Consider the following 15281-nt stretch of genomic DNA (forward strand, 5'->3'; position numbering starts at 1 on the left):
GATGGAGGATGTAGCATATGAAAAAACAACATCTGTTTATCGGTGGCAAACCGACCGAATCTGTAGATTATAAAACACTTCAAGCACCATACTCCGGGGAAACGCTGGCAGAAGTCTCTTCGGCTTCAGCCGAGGAAGCGGAGGCTGCTGTTGCAGCTGCGGTTCAAGCTGGGAAGGCAATGCGCCAGATGCCTGCACATCAGCGTGCAGATATTCTGTACAAGTTGTCCTCCATGCTTGAAGAACGCAAGGAAGAAGCAGCGCGAATCATTGCGCTTGAAGCGGCGAAGCCAATTACGGCAGCACTGGCCGAGGTTGACCGGACGGTGGAAACATATCGTTTTGCCGCTGAGGAAGCCAAGCGGCTGACCGGAGAGACGGTCCCGATGGATGCAGCCAAAGGTGGAGAAGGACGTATCGGTTATACGATGCGGCAACCTCTAGGTGTCATCGGTGCGATTACGCCGTTTAATTTTCCAATGAATCTGGTAGCCCACAAAGTAGGTCCAGCGCTGGCAGCGGGCAATACGATCGTACTCAAACCTGCGGAACAGACGCCTCTGTCTTCCTATTACATCGCTAATCTGCTTCAGGAAGCCGGACTGCCGGATGGTGCACTGAACGTGGTGAGCGGTGATGGCAAAACGATTGGTGATGTGCTTGTGGAGCACCCCCGTGTTGCTCATATTACGTTTACAGGCAGTCCAGCGGTAGGGACGAGCATTCGTAGCAAAGCAGGACTAAAACGCGTGACATTGGAGCTAGGGTCGAATGCAGCGGTGATTGTGGATAAGGACGCAGATCTGGACAAAGTGGTTCCTCGCTGTGTGACGGGAGCTTTCACGTATCAGGGACAGGTATGTATCTCGCTACAGCGGATTTACGTACATCGTGATATTTCGGATGAATTCATTCGGCGTTTCGCTGAAGCGGCTAAACAAGTGGTGGTCGGAGACCCACTGAGCCCGGATACGGTGGTTTCTGCGCTGATTACCTCCAAGGATGTACAGCGTACACTCGACTGGATAGAAGAAGCCAAACAGGCAGGGGCTGAAGTGGCAGCAGGCGGTCAAGCTGAAGGAGGCGTTCTGCGTCCAACGGTACTGATTAACGTTCCGCGTGATGCGAAGGTATCCTGTCAGGAAGTGTTTGCACCCATCGTTGTGATCAATACGGTAGATTCCGTTGAAGAGGGTATTGAACATGTTAACGATTCGATATACGGGCTTCAGGCAGGCGTATTTACAAACGATATCCATACCGCCCTCCATGCTGTCGATCAGATTGAAGCAGGCGGAGTTATGATTAATGATATTCCGACGTTCCGAGTGGATCACATGCCCTATGGTGGGGTGAAACAGAGTGGTATCGGACGTGAAGGTGTAAAATATGCTGTAGAGGAAATGACGGAATTGAAATTTGTTATGTTTAACAAAGGGTGATTATCTTCCATTATTTTACTCAATATACCGTATGCCAATGAAAACATAACCACACACGCCTGTGCCAGAATAATGGCACAGGTTTTTTTATATGAAGATCATGGAAAAAGTTTTCAAAAATACATGCGGATTCTTCGCCGACTGCGGGTTCACATCTGATGAGACGGGTATAACATAGTTAACATACCGCAACATAACTGACTAAACGCCGCTCATATCACCGAAGCATGATGTACCCATCCAGAGCACGAGCGGAATGAAGCGGTACAGCATTGCCGAAAGTCTTATATTCTCTCATTATTCAAATACAATGCAGTATGAATTAAGCCTGAACTCTGGAGTTGCAGGACAGGCAGGAGGTGTATTCAAATGGCATATTCCATGGTTGACGTATCGGGAATGTCAGGCGTAAGTCTGAACGAGCTGAGCCAGTATGCGGAGACAGGTCTTCTGAATCCGGCTTTTGGGGATGTAGATGAGGACATCTATTATGAAAAGCAGGAATTGTTGAGACTCCAGCAAATCCTTTTCTGTAAGGAAGTAGGTATGAAGGAGAATGAGATTGCCCCGATGCTCCGGGATAATCCTCAGGATGTCATACGCATCATGAAGCAGCATCGCATTGATATTCTGGAGAAGGCACTCCGTCTGCATGGATTGATTCAGACACTGGACAAAACGATCTCTCATTTGCAAGGTGAACAGGAAATTGATGAACATGATCTTTATATCGGTTTTGTAAATAAGGGGCGTCACCAGTTGCTGAATGAATCGGGTTCTGACCCTGTAGTCACTAATGATATGAACCATGTGCAGACAGACGATGCTCAGAGGTCCGACATCCAATCTTCCAATTCATCCACATTGCCTGAAAATCAGGAGATGAAGTCAAAAGAAGATTATCTGGATTCCCAGGCGAAAATTGATCAAGTTCATCTGGACTTGCAACAGGCCATTGAGGATGGATTGGAGCCCGGTAGTGCAAAAGTACAACAGATTATTGGCAGGCATCTTGAATGGATCAAAGGTTATTATACACCCACCGCTGAGATCTATCGGGATTTGGCCAATCTGTATGTAGAGCATAAAAATTTCCGTCAGATGTATGATGGTTACCACCCGAGGCTGGCTGAATTCCTGCGGGATGGGATGATGATTAAAGCGGAACATGATTTATCCTAAATGCATAAAGTAACATGGGCGAGCAAGAACATGGGTGTGAATCATAATGGATAACAAAGAGCGCAGACCTCTGAGAGGACTGCGCTCTTTGTTATTACGGGTTCTTCATCATCGTGTGTGATGAGACTCCGATCACCTTATTCATCATTTCCTAAAGGGGTATGGTTGCCTCCAACTGCTCTGTGAGCAGGCTTACGGCTTTCTCCAGGAAGACGCGGTCTTCGTCGTCAAAACGGTTTTTGATCGGGCTGTCGATATCCAGCACCCCGTAAAGTTCGCCGTTTTTGATAATCGGTACAACGATCTCACTGTTCGATGCTGCATCACAGGCAATGTGGCCTGGGAAGGCATGAACATCATCAACGACCAGGGTACGTTTTTCCGCAGCAGATGTGCCGCATACACCACGTCCCAATGGAATTCGGATACAGGCAGGCAGTCCTTGGAATGGCCCGAGGACCAGTTCTTTTCCATCATACAGATAGAAGCCGACCCAATTGGTGTCGGTCATAAATACATTGAGCAGCGCAGCAGCGTTGGCCAGATTGGCAATCGCACTAGGTTCATCGCGGATCAGAGCACTTAACTGTCCCAGGACGGCGGTGTGCTGCTCACTTCGTGTTCCTTCATAGGAAACAGCTTGAAACATGGTAAATCACCCTCCCGAGCAAAATGGTACTTATTTTCAAGATAGTGCAGAGGATGCGGTTAGTCAAGCGGAGGATTTCGGAAAGGGAAGGGAATACCTGAAGAATCCTCCTGTTTCTCAGCTTCTTACGTGGGGTAATTACTTAGCAACCACGGAGGGCTATAACCCGGGAAGGAGCTTGGCTTATGCATGCAGAGGTACAGAATCTTTTTGTACGGATTCATCTACTATATTTCGCGCAAAATCAGGATTTGAACGTTAGCGAGGCACTGCCCCTACTGGAAGAACGGGGATATCGCGTTGGAGAGCGGGAGATCAAGCAGGAGCTTGAACACCTGACACAGGAGAATTTCCTGACCGCCCACGGGGACCAATGGAGCCTGACCGGGACTGGCATCGAAGAATTCAAGGAAATCACGGCTGTGTTTGGCCGGGTTAGCGATGAATTACTGGGGAAGGGCAAGAAAACGTCCAAAGCTTAAAATCATTAGGACAAGCCATGATTCCGTAATTCACTCAAACTTGAATTGTTCCATACGTACAAAAAGACCGGGAGCGACATTGGCCCGGTTTTTTGACGTGTGTGCATGACTGAACAGTTGCCATTCGGCGCAGGTTATGATTAGATGACTAGTGAATATTATGGTCTGCGGAGATAGATCGGATCGGAGTGTCTTTATATGTATAAATGCAAAGGAAGAATTCCCGAAATGGAGACTGCGCGGCTTCGTCTGCGTAAAATGCGTCGCCGGGATGCGGCCCAGATGTTCGCATGCTGGTCAGATCGCGAGGTAACCCGTTACATGAATCTTGCACCCATGATTGGGACAAGCGAAGCGGCGGACATGATTGGACTGCTCAACCAAATGGCAGGAGAAGAGGATGCGATCCGGTGGGGGATCGAACTCAAAGAAACAGGCAAGCTCATCGGCAGCTGTGGATTCAATACATGGCAGCTTGAAGGCGCATTCCGGGGTGAGATCGGTTATGAGCTGGGACGTGATTATTGGCGCCACGGTTATATGACGGAGGCTTTCTCCGCATTGCTGCCCTTTGGATATGAGACCATGGGTCTTAATCGAATTGAAGCGCTGGTTGATCCGCGTAATCTGGCGTCCGGCGATTTCCTGACAAACCGCGGTTTCACACGAGAAGGGTTGCTGCGACAGGTGCAACATACGTCCACCGGATACAAGGATATGGTGATGTATTCAATGCTGTATGATGAGTTTCTTCGTAAGAAAGGTAAATAAAAGAGACAATATATAATTGCTTTTAAATTTACACGTAAACGAAGAAACAGAACAAAGCTGGAGAAGCGAAGCGATCGCCTTTAAAGCTTTCTGAAAGAAAGCTACATCGGAAGCATACGCTATCACCGGATTTCTCCTTTAGAGAGGAGAAGAAAAAATCTGGGGATAACAGCGATTGGAAGCTTGTGCTGGTTCGTAGTAGAGGTGTAAATTAACCGTACCAATTATATAGAGAATGAAGAGAGAAGGGTTTGTGTGAATGCAACTGGAGGTTTGAAGCGCAGTTTCATCTTGACGGGGCTGTTGCTCGCGACATTTCTGTCAGCGATTGAAGGCACCGTAATTGGTCCGGCAGGGCCGACCATTGTCAGTGAGCTGGGGAGTGTACAGCTGCTGAGCTGGATTTTCACCGCATACCTGTTGACGATGGCTGTGAGTACGCCCATTTTCGGTAAAATCAGTGACCTGTATGGACGAAAGCCTGTATTTCTGATTGGCTGTGCCTTATTTTTACTGGGTTCACTCTTGTGCTGTCTGTCGCAGAACATGGAGCAATTAATTATTTTCCGTGCAATACAGGGGATTGGTGCGGGTGCGGTAGTTCCTGTTACATTTACGATTATTGGGGACATCTACGCCATTGAAGAACGTGGCAAAATCCAAGGCTGGATTAGCTCCGTGTGGGGTATTTCCTCTCTGGCTGGACCGCTGCTTGGTGGTTATTTTGTAGATAATCTCGGCTGGCAGTGGATCTTTGGTTTTAATGTGCCATTTGGTCTGCTTGCGATGTGGTTTGTATTTCGTTATCTGAAGGAAGATATCTCGCCGCGTACAGCCAAAATTGACTATGTTGGTGCGCTGACCTTTACGGTGGGCATTACCGCATTGTTGTTTGTCCTGTCGGCGGGTGGGCAATATTATGCCTGGAGTTCTCCGTTGATTGTTGTGCTGAGTGTGGTCGCCGCTCTGTTTATTATTTTATTTTTCGTGGTGGAAAAAAGAGCTCAGGCCCCTATGGTTCCACTACATTTGTTCCGAATTCGGGACATCCGTGTGGCGAATATCGCCGGACTGCTGACCAGTACTTTGATGATCGGCCTGACCAGTTATTTGCCGCTCTGGGTGCAGGGGGTTCGGGGAGGTAATGCGACGGAATCCGGGCTGTTGCTCGCACCGATGTCGGTGGGTTGGCTCATTGGTAGTGTGATGGCAGGCCGTCTGTTAATGAAAATTGGATCACGTATGACCGCATTGATTGGGTTAACCGGTATTGCGATTGGATCGGGTGGACTCTTTCTGGTGGGCGGGACATCTCCGCAGGCTGTGCTATTTGTATTGACCTTTATTTATGGTCTTGGTTTCGGATTTGCGTTTACGATCTTCACCATTATTGCGCAGTCTTCTGTAGGATATAAGGAGCGTGGCTCATCTACGGCATTGCACACGTTCATGCGTACGTTGGGACAGACGATTGGTGCAGCGGCTTTTGGCACTTGGTTAAACTATCGGATCTCCACGTTATCCAGTGAACAGAATCTGGCGGAGGCGGGAATTTCGGAGAGTGATCTGAACGAACTGCTCGCACCACATACGGATGCTGCCCTATCAGATGACAAATGGGCGCTACTGCGTAACGTGCTGGAAGGAAGCTTGCATTCCCTGTTTGTCATTATGTTTGTCATTGCACTGGTCTCGTGGGTAACGACGCTTGCTCTACGCAAACGTTTAATCGTACCCGAAGATGCAGATGCTCCCCCGCAGCCACAAGGCTCAAAGTAAAAAGAAGATATATATACAAAAAACATATGAAAAACCGGATTCGCCGATGTCAGGCAAATCCGGTTATTTTTGTTGATGGCACATGTGCAGTGGATTAGAGTATATTTTCAAACTCAGGCAAGTGATACGTTGGGGGATGTCCGGATCTAAAGTATTTTGAATTACAGGCTGGCTGATCCTGGTGAATTGTCCAGACGAATTTCTAAGGAACTGAGGACGTCTTATTTGACCTTCTGCTCCTCTTTCTAAATTGTAAGGAACATGAGACACGTTATTTCCCGAAATCACCTGAAAAAGACGTTGTTAACGGCTGTTTATTCAAAGATAGCGTGTGTCAGATTCCTTAAAATGCTGCGAGCGCTTCAAACCCCTGAATAAGACGTCACAGGTTCGTTAGCGTTAGCGCTCCCGCTTTCGACAGGTTTAAAGATACGCTCTAGCTGCTCGCTGATAAACGGTCTGCGGAATGTGCAAGCCTTCCCAAGAGTTCAGACAGCAATTCCTTGTCTTCCTCGCTCAATCCACTTACAGCCCGATCAATCTTCAACGCATAACCTGGATAGATGTCATCCATGGTGCGCTGTCCTTCTTCGGTCAGTTCCACAAAGATGATACGTCTGTCTTGCGGACAATGTTTGCGGTGTAACAATCCTTTTTGCTCCAGCTTATCGATCACATAGGTCACATTACCACTTTGCAGCAGAAGTTGTGCGCCAACCTGTTGAATCGGCTGAGCTCCTTTCATATATAACACTTCGAGCACCCCGTATGCGGTGGGGTTGAAGCCATGCACTTTGCTTCCGGATACAGCGTGTTCATTCACGCTCTTGAATGTCTGGGCCAAGGTGCGGTACAGATGAAGTGAACGTTCGGTTCCGATTTCTTGTAATTCCAGCATGCTGATCCCGCCTTTTCAGATTAGTTTATAAGTTGAAATGATAAAGTTACAACCTACCACTACGAGGACAGAACAACCTTCCAATCACTGTTATCCCCAGATTTTTTGAAATATTCTTCAAAGGTAAAATCCGGTGATAGCGTATGCTTCCGATGGGGCTTTCTTTCAGAAAGCTTTTAGGTGAACGCTTCGCTTTTTCAGGTTATTTCTGTCCTCTCCGTTATGCTGTTCATGTAAAAGAGTATTTCAACTTATATGAGTTGGTTAGTTATGTTTGACGATACAGGTTGTCGCCATAGTTTAATTGTAAACTTCTATTTCTACGAAAAACATGCGATATGTCACAAGATTTGCATTTTTAGCATTTAAAATTTGATCATTCATCATGCTGAAAAATCATCCTTCAGATGTCGCTTTTTCTCCGCCTCTGGCAGGAGGTCGAGTCAAGGGCTGCTCTATATAATTAGTTCATACTATGAATTGGAAGATAATGGAGGAGAAGAAGGATGACAAGTGATTTAACGTTTGAAGGACAACGACCGCTGAAGAATAACCGATCTTTTGTAACATTGATGGTGGCACAGGCTATTTCCAATCTGGGTGATTGGCTGCATCTGCTCGCAATTCTGACCCTCGTGGGTATCCGCTGGAATGCAACGCCATGGGAGATTACATTTGTCACACTTTCCGCAGCACTACCCATTCTGTTGACAGGGCCATTCGCAGGCACGCTTGCAGATCGCCTGAACCGAAAATGGCTGATGATTGTAGCCGATGGTGCACGGATCATCATCGTGGGTGCGTTAATTTTTGCTGACCAGATCTGGCACGTCTACATACTGCTTGTCCTCAAATCCCTGTTTGATGTAATCTTCTCTCCGGCCAAAAACGGAAAGCTGAAGGAAATTGTACCTCGCGAACAGCTTGCCCAAGCTGTATCCATCAGCTCGGTGATCGAACAGATGTCCAAAATTATTGGTCCAGCGCTTGGTGGACTGCTGGTAGCCGCTTTTGGCATTACCTGGTGTTTTGTTCTCGATTCAGCTTCTTTTCTGATCTCCGGCATCATTTTATTGTGGATTCCTGGAACTCGGGTGATCCAAACCGCAATTCATAACGTAACAGAAGTAGAGGAAGAGCCAGCTGGGGATGTTCGCAACCGCTCAAAAGGCTCTTTTTGGAAAGAAACACTGGAGGGTATCCGCATGCTCGCATCTCTCCCTCATGTAGGAACGTCTCTGATCTTGCTTGCTTCAGCCATACTTTTTCTGCAATTTGCCGATTCACAGACTGTGGTGTTATTCAGACAACTTCCCGGAATTTCAAGTGATCTGCTGGGATGGTGCGTGGCAGCAAGTGGCGTAGGTACATTAATTGCAGCGATGAGTGTACGGAAGTGGAAGCATGCAGGGCATGTTTTGAAAATGGGTCTGGGCACCATACTCATGGGTCTGGTTATCGGCGGAGCCGGAGTTATTGTTGGGATTTGGCCGCACGCCGGGCTAGGTGCCAATCTGTTGTTAGTATCCCTCTTTGCCCTGGCAGGTGTTGGAATTGGGTTTGCAATTGTCCCCTTTCAGATCCTGTTGCAGGAACAGACACCTGAGGCGATGACAGGCAGGGTGTTTGGAACGGTAGGCAGCGTGATGACAGCCAGTAATATTATGGGCCCGGTGGTAGGCGGATTTATGGTCACCTCATTTGGTGTAGTGCCGGCTTTTGTCTGTTCAGGCATTTTGATGACCCTGCTTGGTTTGATTTATTTGATGAAACGTAGCGGGGAAAAAGCCGATTTGACTGGCTCCATTGAAGCCAAGACGATGATTGCAGGCGACTGAAAACAGGCCGGATCTGCTCAGGTTAGAACAGTTGAAATGAAGGTTTGAATTTACTTCAAATTTTAAGTTTATGATTATAAAGCGTTTGAGTAAACGCCTTCACGTTTAATGAGGAACAGGCAGAAATCCCTGTATTCTAATTATTCCTAGGGGAAAACTCATATGCCTTGTCCCACCAACGCATTAGCGGAAAGGGGGTGAAGCAACTTGAATGTAAAGTTACCAAAATCGATTATGCGTCTTGGAAGCATACCACTGGCTATACTCGCCGGGACTTTGATGCTGGGGTTTGGATCGTCACATGTATACGCAGACGAGGCTCAGGTATCTTCTGAAAAACCTTCCAGCGGCTTGTCGCTAAATTTGTTTTCACGTGATTCGTATGGCGGGTTGAACCTGACTCCGTCAGTATCGGTATCCACACCACTGCTGGATGCTGAAGTTCCTTCGATCATAGCGAACGAATCGACAGGTAAGCTGAGTGTATCTGAGCTGAAAGTAGATACACCGCTTGGATCGGCCGGAACATCAGAGATGGGTATTGATGCGAAGAAGGGAACCGTCGAACTGCCGTCTGTACAGGCGGATACACCGGTGATCAAAGCCGAAGTATCAAGCAGTCAGGTGAACCTCAACGAAGGTACAGCTTCCTTGCCTGGTGTTACCGCAGAGGTACCCGATGTGATCAAGGCAGAGACGTCTGCTGTAAAAACAGACCTTCGGCAGGGTAAGGTTGAATTGCCTTCCGTGAAGGTGGATGTACCTGAAGTTACTTCGGTCAATATCTCTTCATCCCGTGTGGATCTGAGTAAGGGAAATGTACAGTTGCCTTCTGTGAAAGCAGAAGTTCCAGTTGTAGACGTATCCGCTGAACTCAATCCTGATCAGGAAAAGGTGGAGATTCCAAGTGTGAAGCCGGAACCGCCTGTAGTCACTCCGGAAAAGCCGACGCTCGTCAAAACACCGAATGTTGAAATTTCCAATTCGAGTGCACTCGCAGATCCTGTTTCATCACAGAACAACGAGGAAGGACAGGACGCAATACAGGTTACGGGTAAAGTGATGGAGGTCACCCCGGAACCAGTAGTACGTCCAGAACAACCTATTGTCCCGCAGGCATTGCCTATGGAAGGAACCGATTTGACGCAGGATTCCGATGTTAATGCAGGTTTGCCCGATAACGAGTTATTCCTCGTAGATCAGACAACTGCTAAACCAGCTGTCACTGAACAAGTGCAGAGTAACCAGGAAGCCAATCTGAAACCAGATGATGATGATGCAACATCTCCATTGCAACCTCGCACAGAACGACCAACAAGTTGGTCTGTTGCAGCAACTTCTCCCGGAGCAGCTAATGCTTCCGCCGGGACAAGCTCCGGTTCGTCCGGTGTAACTGGAGGTGGAGCAACCGCTCCAGCCGCTGCACTTCCGGGAGCAACAACGGGTCTAGTTACGCCAGATTACGATTTTGCCTTCCGAATGGAACGGCTCGATGGGTTCAGTCAATGGTCACAGGCACCGCCGGGGCGGCCGCCGCAATATACCTCTTTCTCTTAGGCAACAATGGCGTTAATTCAACCAAAATTGAGAAGGAGTGTATATAATCATGAAAAAAGTGAATCGTTGGGTAAAATTGTCGGTATTGTCGGGTACGTTGGTGGCTGGATTGCTGGGAGCTTCGCAGGCAACTTACGCAGATAGCTATAGCAATAACAGCAGTGGTAATCTGGATCTGAATGCAGGTTTGCGTCTGGAGTTGGGATCTCTTCTGTCAGGACATCGTGACACAGGTCACGGGAACAATGGTAGCTACGGAGGTTCATCCAGTGCAACTGGAGCATTGAATTTGGATCTTGGCCTTAATGCCGGCTTATCCTCAGAGAGCATAAACCGATACAATGATCGTTCTTCCAATCACACAGTTGAGCGTAGTAGTTCTGGCAAGCTGGGCCTTGGCCTGAATGCCAATGTGTCGGGAGAAGGTACAACGATGAGCGACTATTCACGAGGCGGCGATGATCGGAACGTAAACAGCAGCTATGCGAGTGAAAGTCGTGGAGCGCTGGATCTCGGTCTGAACGTGAATGCCGAAGGTGAGAGTGCAACATGGACTCAATCTGAACGCAATAACAGCGTGAAAGACGGCGAGCGTAATGTGAACAGCAGCTATGCGAGCGAAAGCCGTGGAGCACTGGATCTGGGTCTGAACGCGAAAGCGGAAGGTGAGAGTGCGACATGGACTCAATCCGAACGCAACAATAGCGTGAATGACCGTGAGCGTAACGTAAACAGTAGCACTGCGAGCGAAAGCCGTGGAGCACTGGATCTAGGTCTTAACGCAAAAGCAGAAGGAGAGAGTGCAACGATGGCTCAATCTGAACGCACTAACAGCGTGAAAGACGGCGATCGTAACACGAACAGTAGCTATGCGAGCGAAAGCCGTAGCGCACTGGATCTAGGTCTGAACGTGAATGCAGAAGGAGAGAGTGCAACAATGGCTCAATCTGAACGCAATAACAGCGTGAAAGACGGCGAGCGTAACACGAACAGTAGCTATGCGAGCGAAAGCCGCGGCGCATTGGATCTGGGTCTGAACGCAAAAGCTGAAGGGGAGAGTGCGACATGGACTCAATCCGAACGCACTAACAGCGTAAAAGACAGTGAACGCAACGTGAACAGCAGCTATGCAAGCGAAAGCCGTGGAGCACTGGATCTGGGTCTGAACGCGAATGCAGAAGGAGAGAGTGCGACTTGGACTCAATCTGAACGCAACAACAGCGTGAAAGACAGCGAGCGTAACGTAAACAGCAGCTACGCGAGCGAAAGCCGCGGAGCCTTGGATCTCGGTCTGAACGTGGATGCGGATGCAGAGAGTGAAACTACTTCCATGGTGGAGACAAATCGGTAATATGAGATTTTCACTGTAATAAAAAGAAGCAGGGGCTCCGGAACCCCTGCTTCTTTTTATTATAAAATTTGAAATAATATGCAAAAAGACAAAAGTTTCAGTGTTATTGTTATAACAGTTGAATGGTACAACTAGTGGGGATTAATGAATGAATAGGGTGAGTAAGATGGAACGAAAAGTAACTAAATTCGGTAATAGTCTTGGATTAACAATGACGGATGCCTTCAAACAAATTGGTCTTGAGCAAGGCAATATGGTTCAAATCGAAGTAAATCAGTCCAATGGGGAGATTATTATTAAAAAGTCTGCAAAAGTTAATTTGCCTAACGGAATCAGTAGTGATTTTATGGATACATTGGCTGATGTGATGGGTGATTATGATCAAACCTTGAAAGGTCTCAAGGATAGGTGAGTATGACCCGGTATTTGGGTATTCAAGAGGTTATTGCGATCAACGACGCTATGATTAAGCGTTACAGTCCTGGAGAGCAGATTGGAGTTAAAGATTCTGGTCTGCTTGAATCTGCTGTTGTAAGAGCACAATCATCAGCTTTTGGTAACGAAGCCTACCCATCTATATAGAAATGCTCAAAATGATCAAACATACAACCCGCAACTCGATTACAATAAAACATAAAGAATGAAATAAACACCTGATCAGAACAGGGAGTGAATGATATGGGAACGGAATATAAAAGCACGGAAGTACAGGAGTCCATATTGGACGTACATATTACAGAGGCAGGATACGAGCCGGGACAATCGACCATACACAATATTCGAATGAATGTGGCGCGAGGAGAGCTGGTAGGTATTATCGGACCAAATGGTGCGGGCAAAAGTACCACAATCAAAACGCTTCTTGGTCTGCTGGAACATGCGAACTATGAAGTTACGATTGGCGGAGATGGTCGTTATGCTTATATTCCGGAGCAACCGGTTTTTTATGAATATATGACACTATGGGAACATCTTGATCTGGCCGCAGCGGCGTATGAAATGGAGGAAGAAGCTTTTGTTGCCCGAGCGGAGGAGCTGTTGGTTCGTTTCGGTATGGACCACGTTCGAAATGATCTTCCAGCCAGTTTCTCAAAGGGAATGCGGCAGAAAATGATGTTGATGATCGGATTTCTGTCTTCGCCGGATATCTATATTGTGGACGAGCCTTTCATCGGACTGGACCCTCGTGCAACCAAGGATTTTCTAAAATTACTTGATGATGAACGTCGCCGCGGCGCGGGTGTGCTTATGTCTACGCATGTACTGGATACCGCTGAACGAATCTGCGACCGGTTTATTCTGATTGCTTCGGGCAGATCTGCTGCCGAGGGAACATTGGATGAGATCCGTGAAGCGGCAGAATTGCCGGAAGCCTCTTTGTTTGACTGTTTCGATGTACTGACGTCTTAGATAGAGAGAGGGTGAGAGAGAATGGAAACTTCCCAGCGTTATACCCCACTTCGTTTATACAGACGAAGACGCAAAGAGCACTTCAAGGAACAGATGAAAAATCTCAGACTCGTCGTGGATTGGACGGTGTGGGTATACCTGCTTGTTCCGGGTCTGCTCTATCTGATTGGATGGTACACGAGTCTGTGGACCAAACCATTGCCTGCATGGGCGACAGGATTACCGCTCCCCGTACTGACCGGGTTGATTGACGTCGTTATGCTTACCGGTGGTGTGTTGATATTTGTGGAGGAAGCGGATGTATTGTTTCTGAAATCAAGGCCGTTGTGGATGCGCACGTTAATGAGGCAAGGGCTCTACCGGTCCTGTCTGCAACATCTGGGCAAAATGATCCTGATTACAGTGCTGACCGCTCCCCTGTGGTCCCGTGTCTATGAGATGTCGAATCTCCAGATTGCACTTATGGCTGTCTGGTTTGGTGCAGTAGCTTCATTCCAAGCCATAACATTCCATATGACGAAGGTTCGACATACAGGATGGCGGCGCTGGATTCAGATGATCCCTCTCGTCATTGGCATAGGTTACATGACCATTAATGCGACATCATGGATGCATGGACAGACGTGGAAAATCAGTTTTGGAATCGTAATTATCATGCTTCTTCTAATTACAGTTGGACAGATGAGGCTATTGATGAAGGGAACGTTTGAAGGGGATGTGCGAGAGGATCTGCGGAGCAGGCTGCAGCTTACAGCTCTAATGTTAAGCCGGGCGGTGAGCAAGCCGAAAGCCCCACGAACACGGTCCATCATCTTCCGTAAACCGCGTAAACTGTTACGTAATCGTTCCATCGCGAATCGGACAGCGGAGATTGCATTCAAGGCATTTTTCAGGAACTCGGCCACGATGAAATTGTATCTGCAGCTTGGCGGACTATCCATCGCAGCAGTTGCCTTACCACCTTTTCCGGTCAATATCATTGTGTGTGCGTTATTGATTATCATGTTAACGGTGATGTTTTATCGTTCTTGGGATGTTTTTGCCACGTCCGACTATGTTCAGCTCATAACGTATGACTCGGAGGCGCTGCATCTTGCAGGTTCAATGATGGTTCGGATGTTGTTTGTCCCGATTGGTATTCTTATGGGATTCACGCTGGGATTGGCTTGGCTCGGCTGGATCGTCGGTATTCTGACAGCTGCAGGTGCGGTGGCCTTCGGACTCTGCGTCTTATCTATTGCCGGATGGGTCCGGCTGACCCGGGCCTAAAGAATTCCTTTCTAAGTCAGAGCATATCGTGCGCTATATCTGCCCATGCTATAGAAGAAGAATCTCATCTATGGATGATGAGAGTTTAGCTGTAGCAAGGAGGAAGAGACGATGATGGATAATAGCGAACTACAGGTGCACTTTTCAGACGATTCAGCGTTGAATGCCGCCAGGGCAACCTTGGAGGAATTGGGATATAAGCCGTATCAGTCCGGCCCGCTGGAACTGTACATCCCCACAGATCGCCAAGATCCTCAGTCTGCCGTAGAGATTGTACAATCTCATGGAGGAAGTGCCGTATTTGCCTCACAGACGGAAGAGCTGGATCAGTTTCAGAATATATCAATTCCGGCTCATCTCGTGAATGAAGACTGGCATGAGGGTTATGCGAGCCAAAACCAGGGAAGCCAGACGGAGCAAGGCAGACATAACTATAGCGATGACCCGGCATACGATGATTCGGCTGATGGATTCTCAGGCAGTGTGAAAGCATAGAAGCATTACAATCTAAGAGCAGTTGGAGCCAATTTTTCTAAAATGGAACAATGCCCAAAAACCCCGATCGTCCACAATAGTGGATATCGGGGTTTTTGGCATCTGAGCTAATTCATTATCGGGTTAAAAGGTGTAATACCTAGTAGTGAGAGTTCAAA

At 47.7% G+C, this 15281-nt stretch carries 15 protein-coding genes; 13 read left to right on the top strand and 2 right to left on the bottom strand.

All coding sequences use genetic code 11. The features are described from left to right. Positions 1-17: 17 nt before the first annotated feature. Both MHH92_RS03250 and MHH92_RS03255 read left to right on the top strand, forming a co-directional pair. Positions 18-1442, top strand: a complete 1425-nt coding sequence (locus MHH92_RS03250) for an aldehyde dehydrogenase family protein (protein WP_340901883.1) — start codon at positions 18-20, stop codon at positions 1440-1442. 369 nt (positions 1443-1811) lie between these two features. After that, positions 1812-2624, top strand: a complete 813-nt coding sequence (locus MHH92_RS03255) for a MerR family transcriptional regulator (protein WP_340901885.1) — start codon at positions 1812-1814, stop codon at positions 2622-2624. Between the two features lie 151 nt (positions 2625-2775). On the opposite strand, the gene MHH92_RS03260 is transcribed toward MHH92_RS03255, so the two are convergent. After that, complete coding sequence (locus MHH92_RS03260) at positions 2776-3273, bottom strand: GAF domain-containing protein (RefSeq protein ID WP_036614172.1); 498 nt, start codon at positions 3271-3273, stop codon at positions 2776-2778. 185 nt (positions 3274-3458) lie between these two features. Here MHH92_RS03260 and MHH92_RS03265 point away from each other — a divergent pair, with 185 nt between their 5' ends. From MHH92_RS03265 to MHH92_RS03275, 3 genes are all read left to right on the top strand, one after another. Beyond that, complete coding sequence (locus MHH92_RS03265) at positions 3459-3755, top strand: hypothetical protein (RefSeq protein ID WP_036614170.1); 297 nt, start codon at positions 3459-3461, stop codon at positions 3753-3755. 198 nt (positions 3756-3953) lie between these two features. Beyond that, positions 3954-4526: a GNAT family N-acetyltransferase gene (locus MHH92_RS03270; protein ID WP_036668244.1), complete on the top strand. Its 573-nt coding sequence runs from the start codon at positions 3954-3956 to the stop codon at positions 4524-4526. Between the two features lie 273 nt (positions 4527-4799). Then, the gene (locus MHH92_RS03275; RefSeq protein WP_036668268.1) at positions 4800-6305 is read left to right on the top strand and encodes an MDR family MFS transporter; all 1506 of its coding nucleotides are present in this window, start codon (positions 4800-4802) and stop codon (positions 6303-6305) included. Positions 6306-6741: 436 nt separating this feature from the next. Here the strand turns inward: MHH92_RS03275 and MHH92_RS03280 are convergent, their stop codons facing one another. Next, entirely contained in the window at positions 6742-7203 is a 462-nt protein-coding gene (locus MHH92_RS03280; protein WP_017690799.1) for a MarR family winged helix-turn-helix transcriptional regulator, read from the bottom strand. A gap of 506 nt (positions 7204-7709) precedes the next feature. On the opposite strand from MHH92_RS03280, the gene MHH92_RS03285 reads away from it, so the two are divergent. The 8 genes from MHH92_RS03285 (at position 7710) to MHH92_RS03320 (ending at position 15123) form a co-directional block, all read left to right on the top strand. Further along, the gene (locus MHH92_RS03285; RefSeq protein ID WP_340901891.1) at positions 7710-9041 is read left to right on the top strand and encodes an MFS transporter; all 1332 of its coding nucleotides are present in this window, start codon (positions 7710-7712) and stop codon (positions 9039-9041) included. 207 nt (positions 9042-9248) lie between these two features. Beyond that, positions 9249-10598, top strand: a complete 1350-nt coding sequence (locus MHH92_RS03290) for a hypothetical protein (RefSeq protein ID WP_340901893.1) — start codon at positions 9249-9251, stop codon at positions 10596-10598. 49 nt (positions 10599-10647) lie between these two features. Continuing rightward, complete coding sequence (locus MHH92_RS03295) at positions 10648-11949, top strand: hypothetical protein (protein WP_340901894.1); 1302 nt, start codon at positions 10648-10650, stop codon at positions 11947-11949. A 166-nt stretch (positions 11950-12115) separates the two neighbouring features. Further along, positions 12116-12361, top strand: a complete 246-nt coding sequence (locus MHH92_RS03300) for an AbrB/MazE/SpoVT family DNA-binding domain-containing protein (protein ID WP_445744660.1) — start codon at positions 12116-12118, stop codon at positions 12359-12361. 2 nt (positions 12362-12363) lie between these two features. Further along, on the top strand, positions 12364-12531 hold the full coding sequence (locus MHH92_RS03305) for a hypothetical protein (RefSeq protein ID WP_340901898.1): 168 nt from the start codon (positions 12364-12366) through the stop codon (positions 12529-12531). Positions 12532-12627: 96 nt separating this feature from the next. Further along, positions 12628-13359, top strand: a complete 732-nt coding sequence (locus tag MHH92_RS03310) for an ABC transporter ATP-binding protein (protein WP_340901899.1) — start codon at positions 12628-12630, stop codon at positions 13357-13359. Positions 13360-13380: 21 nt separating this feature from the next. Further along, on the top strand, positions 13381-14628 hold the full coding sequence (locus MHH92_RS03315; RefSeq protein WP_340901902.1) for an ABC transporter permease: 1248 nt from the start codon (positions 13381-13383) through the stop codon (positions 14626-14628). Positions 14629-14739: 111 nt separating this feature from the next. Further along, a complete protein-coding gene (locus tag MHH92_RS03320) occupies positions 14740-15123 on the top strand; it encodes a hypothetical protein (RefSeq protein WP_340901905.1) in 384 nt (127 codons plus the stop codon). The last annotated feature ends 158 nt before the right edge of the window (positions 15124-15281 follow it).

This window comes from Paenibacillus sp. FSL M7-1414 (genome assembly GCF_038003195.1).
GTDB lineage: Bacteria > Bacillota > Bacilli > Paenibacillales > Paenibacillaceae > Paenibacillus > Paenibacillus amylolyticus.

What these genes read in the sequence shown, in the direction of transcription:
- MHH92_RS03250 (WP_340901883.1), top strand. Translation starts at nt 18, where the DNA reads ATGAAAAAACAACATCTGTTTATCGGTGGCAAACCGACCGAATCTGTA.
- MHH92_RS03255 (WP_340901885.1), top strand. Translation starts at nt 1,812, where the DNA reads ATGGCATATTCCATGGTTGACGTATCGGGAATGTCAGGCGTAAGTCTG.
- MHH92_RS03260 (WP_036614172.1), bottom strand. Translation starts at nt 3,273, where the DNA reads ATGTTTCAAGCTGTTTCCTATGAAGGAACACGAAGTGAGCAGCACACC.
- MHH92_RS03265 (WP_036614170.1), top strand. Translation starts at nt 3,459, where the DNA reads ATGCATGCAGAGGTACAGAATCTTTTTGTACGGATTCATCTACTATAT.
- MHH92_RS03270 (WP_036668244.1), top strand. Translation starts at nt 3,954, where the DNA reads ATGTATAAATGCAAAGGAAGAATTCCCGAAATGGAGACTGCGCGGCTT.
- MHH92_RS03280 (WP_017690799.1), bottom strand. Translation starts at nt 7,203, where the DNA reads ATGCTGGAATTACAAGAAATCGGAACCGAACGTTCACTTCATCTGTAC.
- MHH92_RS03285 (WP_340901891.1), top strand. Translation starts at nt 7,710, where the DNA reads ATGACAAGTGATTTAACGTTTGAAGGACAACGACCGCTGAAGAATAAC.
- MHH92_RS03295 (WP_340901894.1), top strand. Translation starts at nt 10,648, where the DNA reads ATGAAAAAAGTGAATCGTTGGGTAAAATTGTCGGTATTGTCGGGTACG.
- MHH92_RS03300 (WP_445744660.1), top strand. Translation starts at nt 12,116, where the DNA reads ATGGAACGAAAAGTAACTAAATTCGGTAATAGTCTTGGATTAACAATG.
- MHH92_RS03305 (WP_340901898.1), top strand. Translation starts at nt 12,364, where the DNA reads ATGACCCGGTATTTGGGTATTCAAGAGGTTATTGCGATCAACGACGCT.
- MHH92_RS03310 (WP_340901899.1), top strand. Translation starts at nt 12,628, where the DNA reads ATGGGAACGGAATATAAAAGCACGGAAGTACAGGAGTCCATATTGGAC.
- MHH92_RS03315 (WP_340901902.1), top strand. Translation starts at nt 13,381, where the DNA reads ATGGAAACTTCCCAGCGTTATACCCCACTTCGTTTATACAGACGAAGA.
- MHH92_RS03320 (WP_340901905.1), top strand. Translation starts at nt 14,740, where the DNA reads ATGATGGATAATAGCGAACTACAGGTGCACTTTTCAGACGATTCAGCG.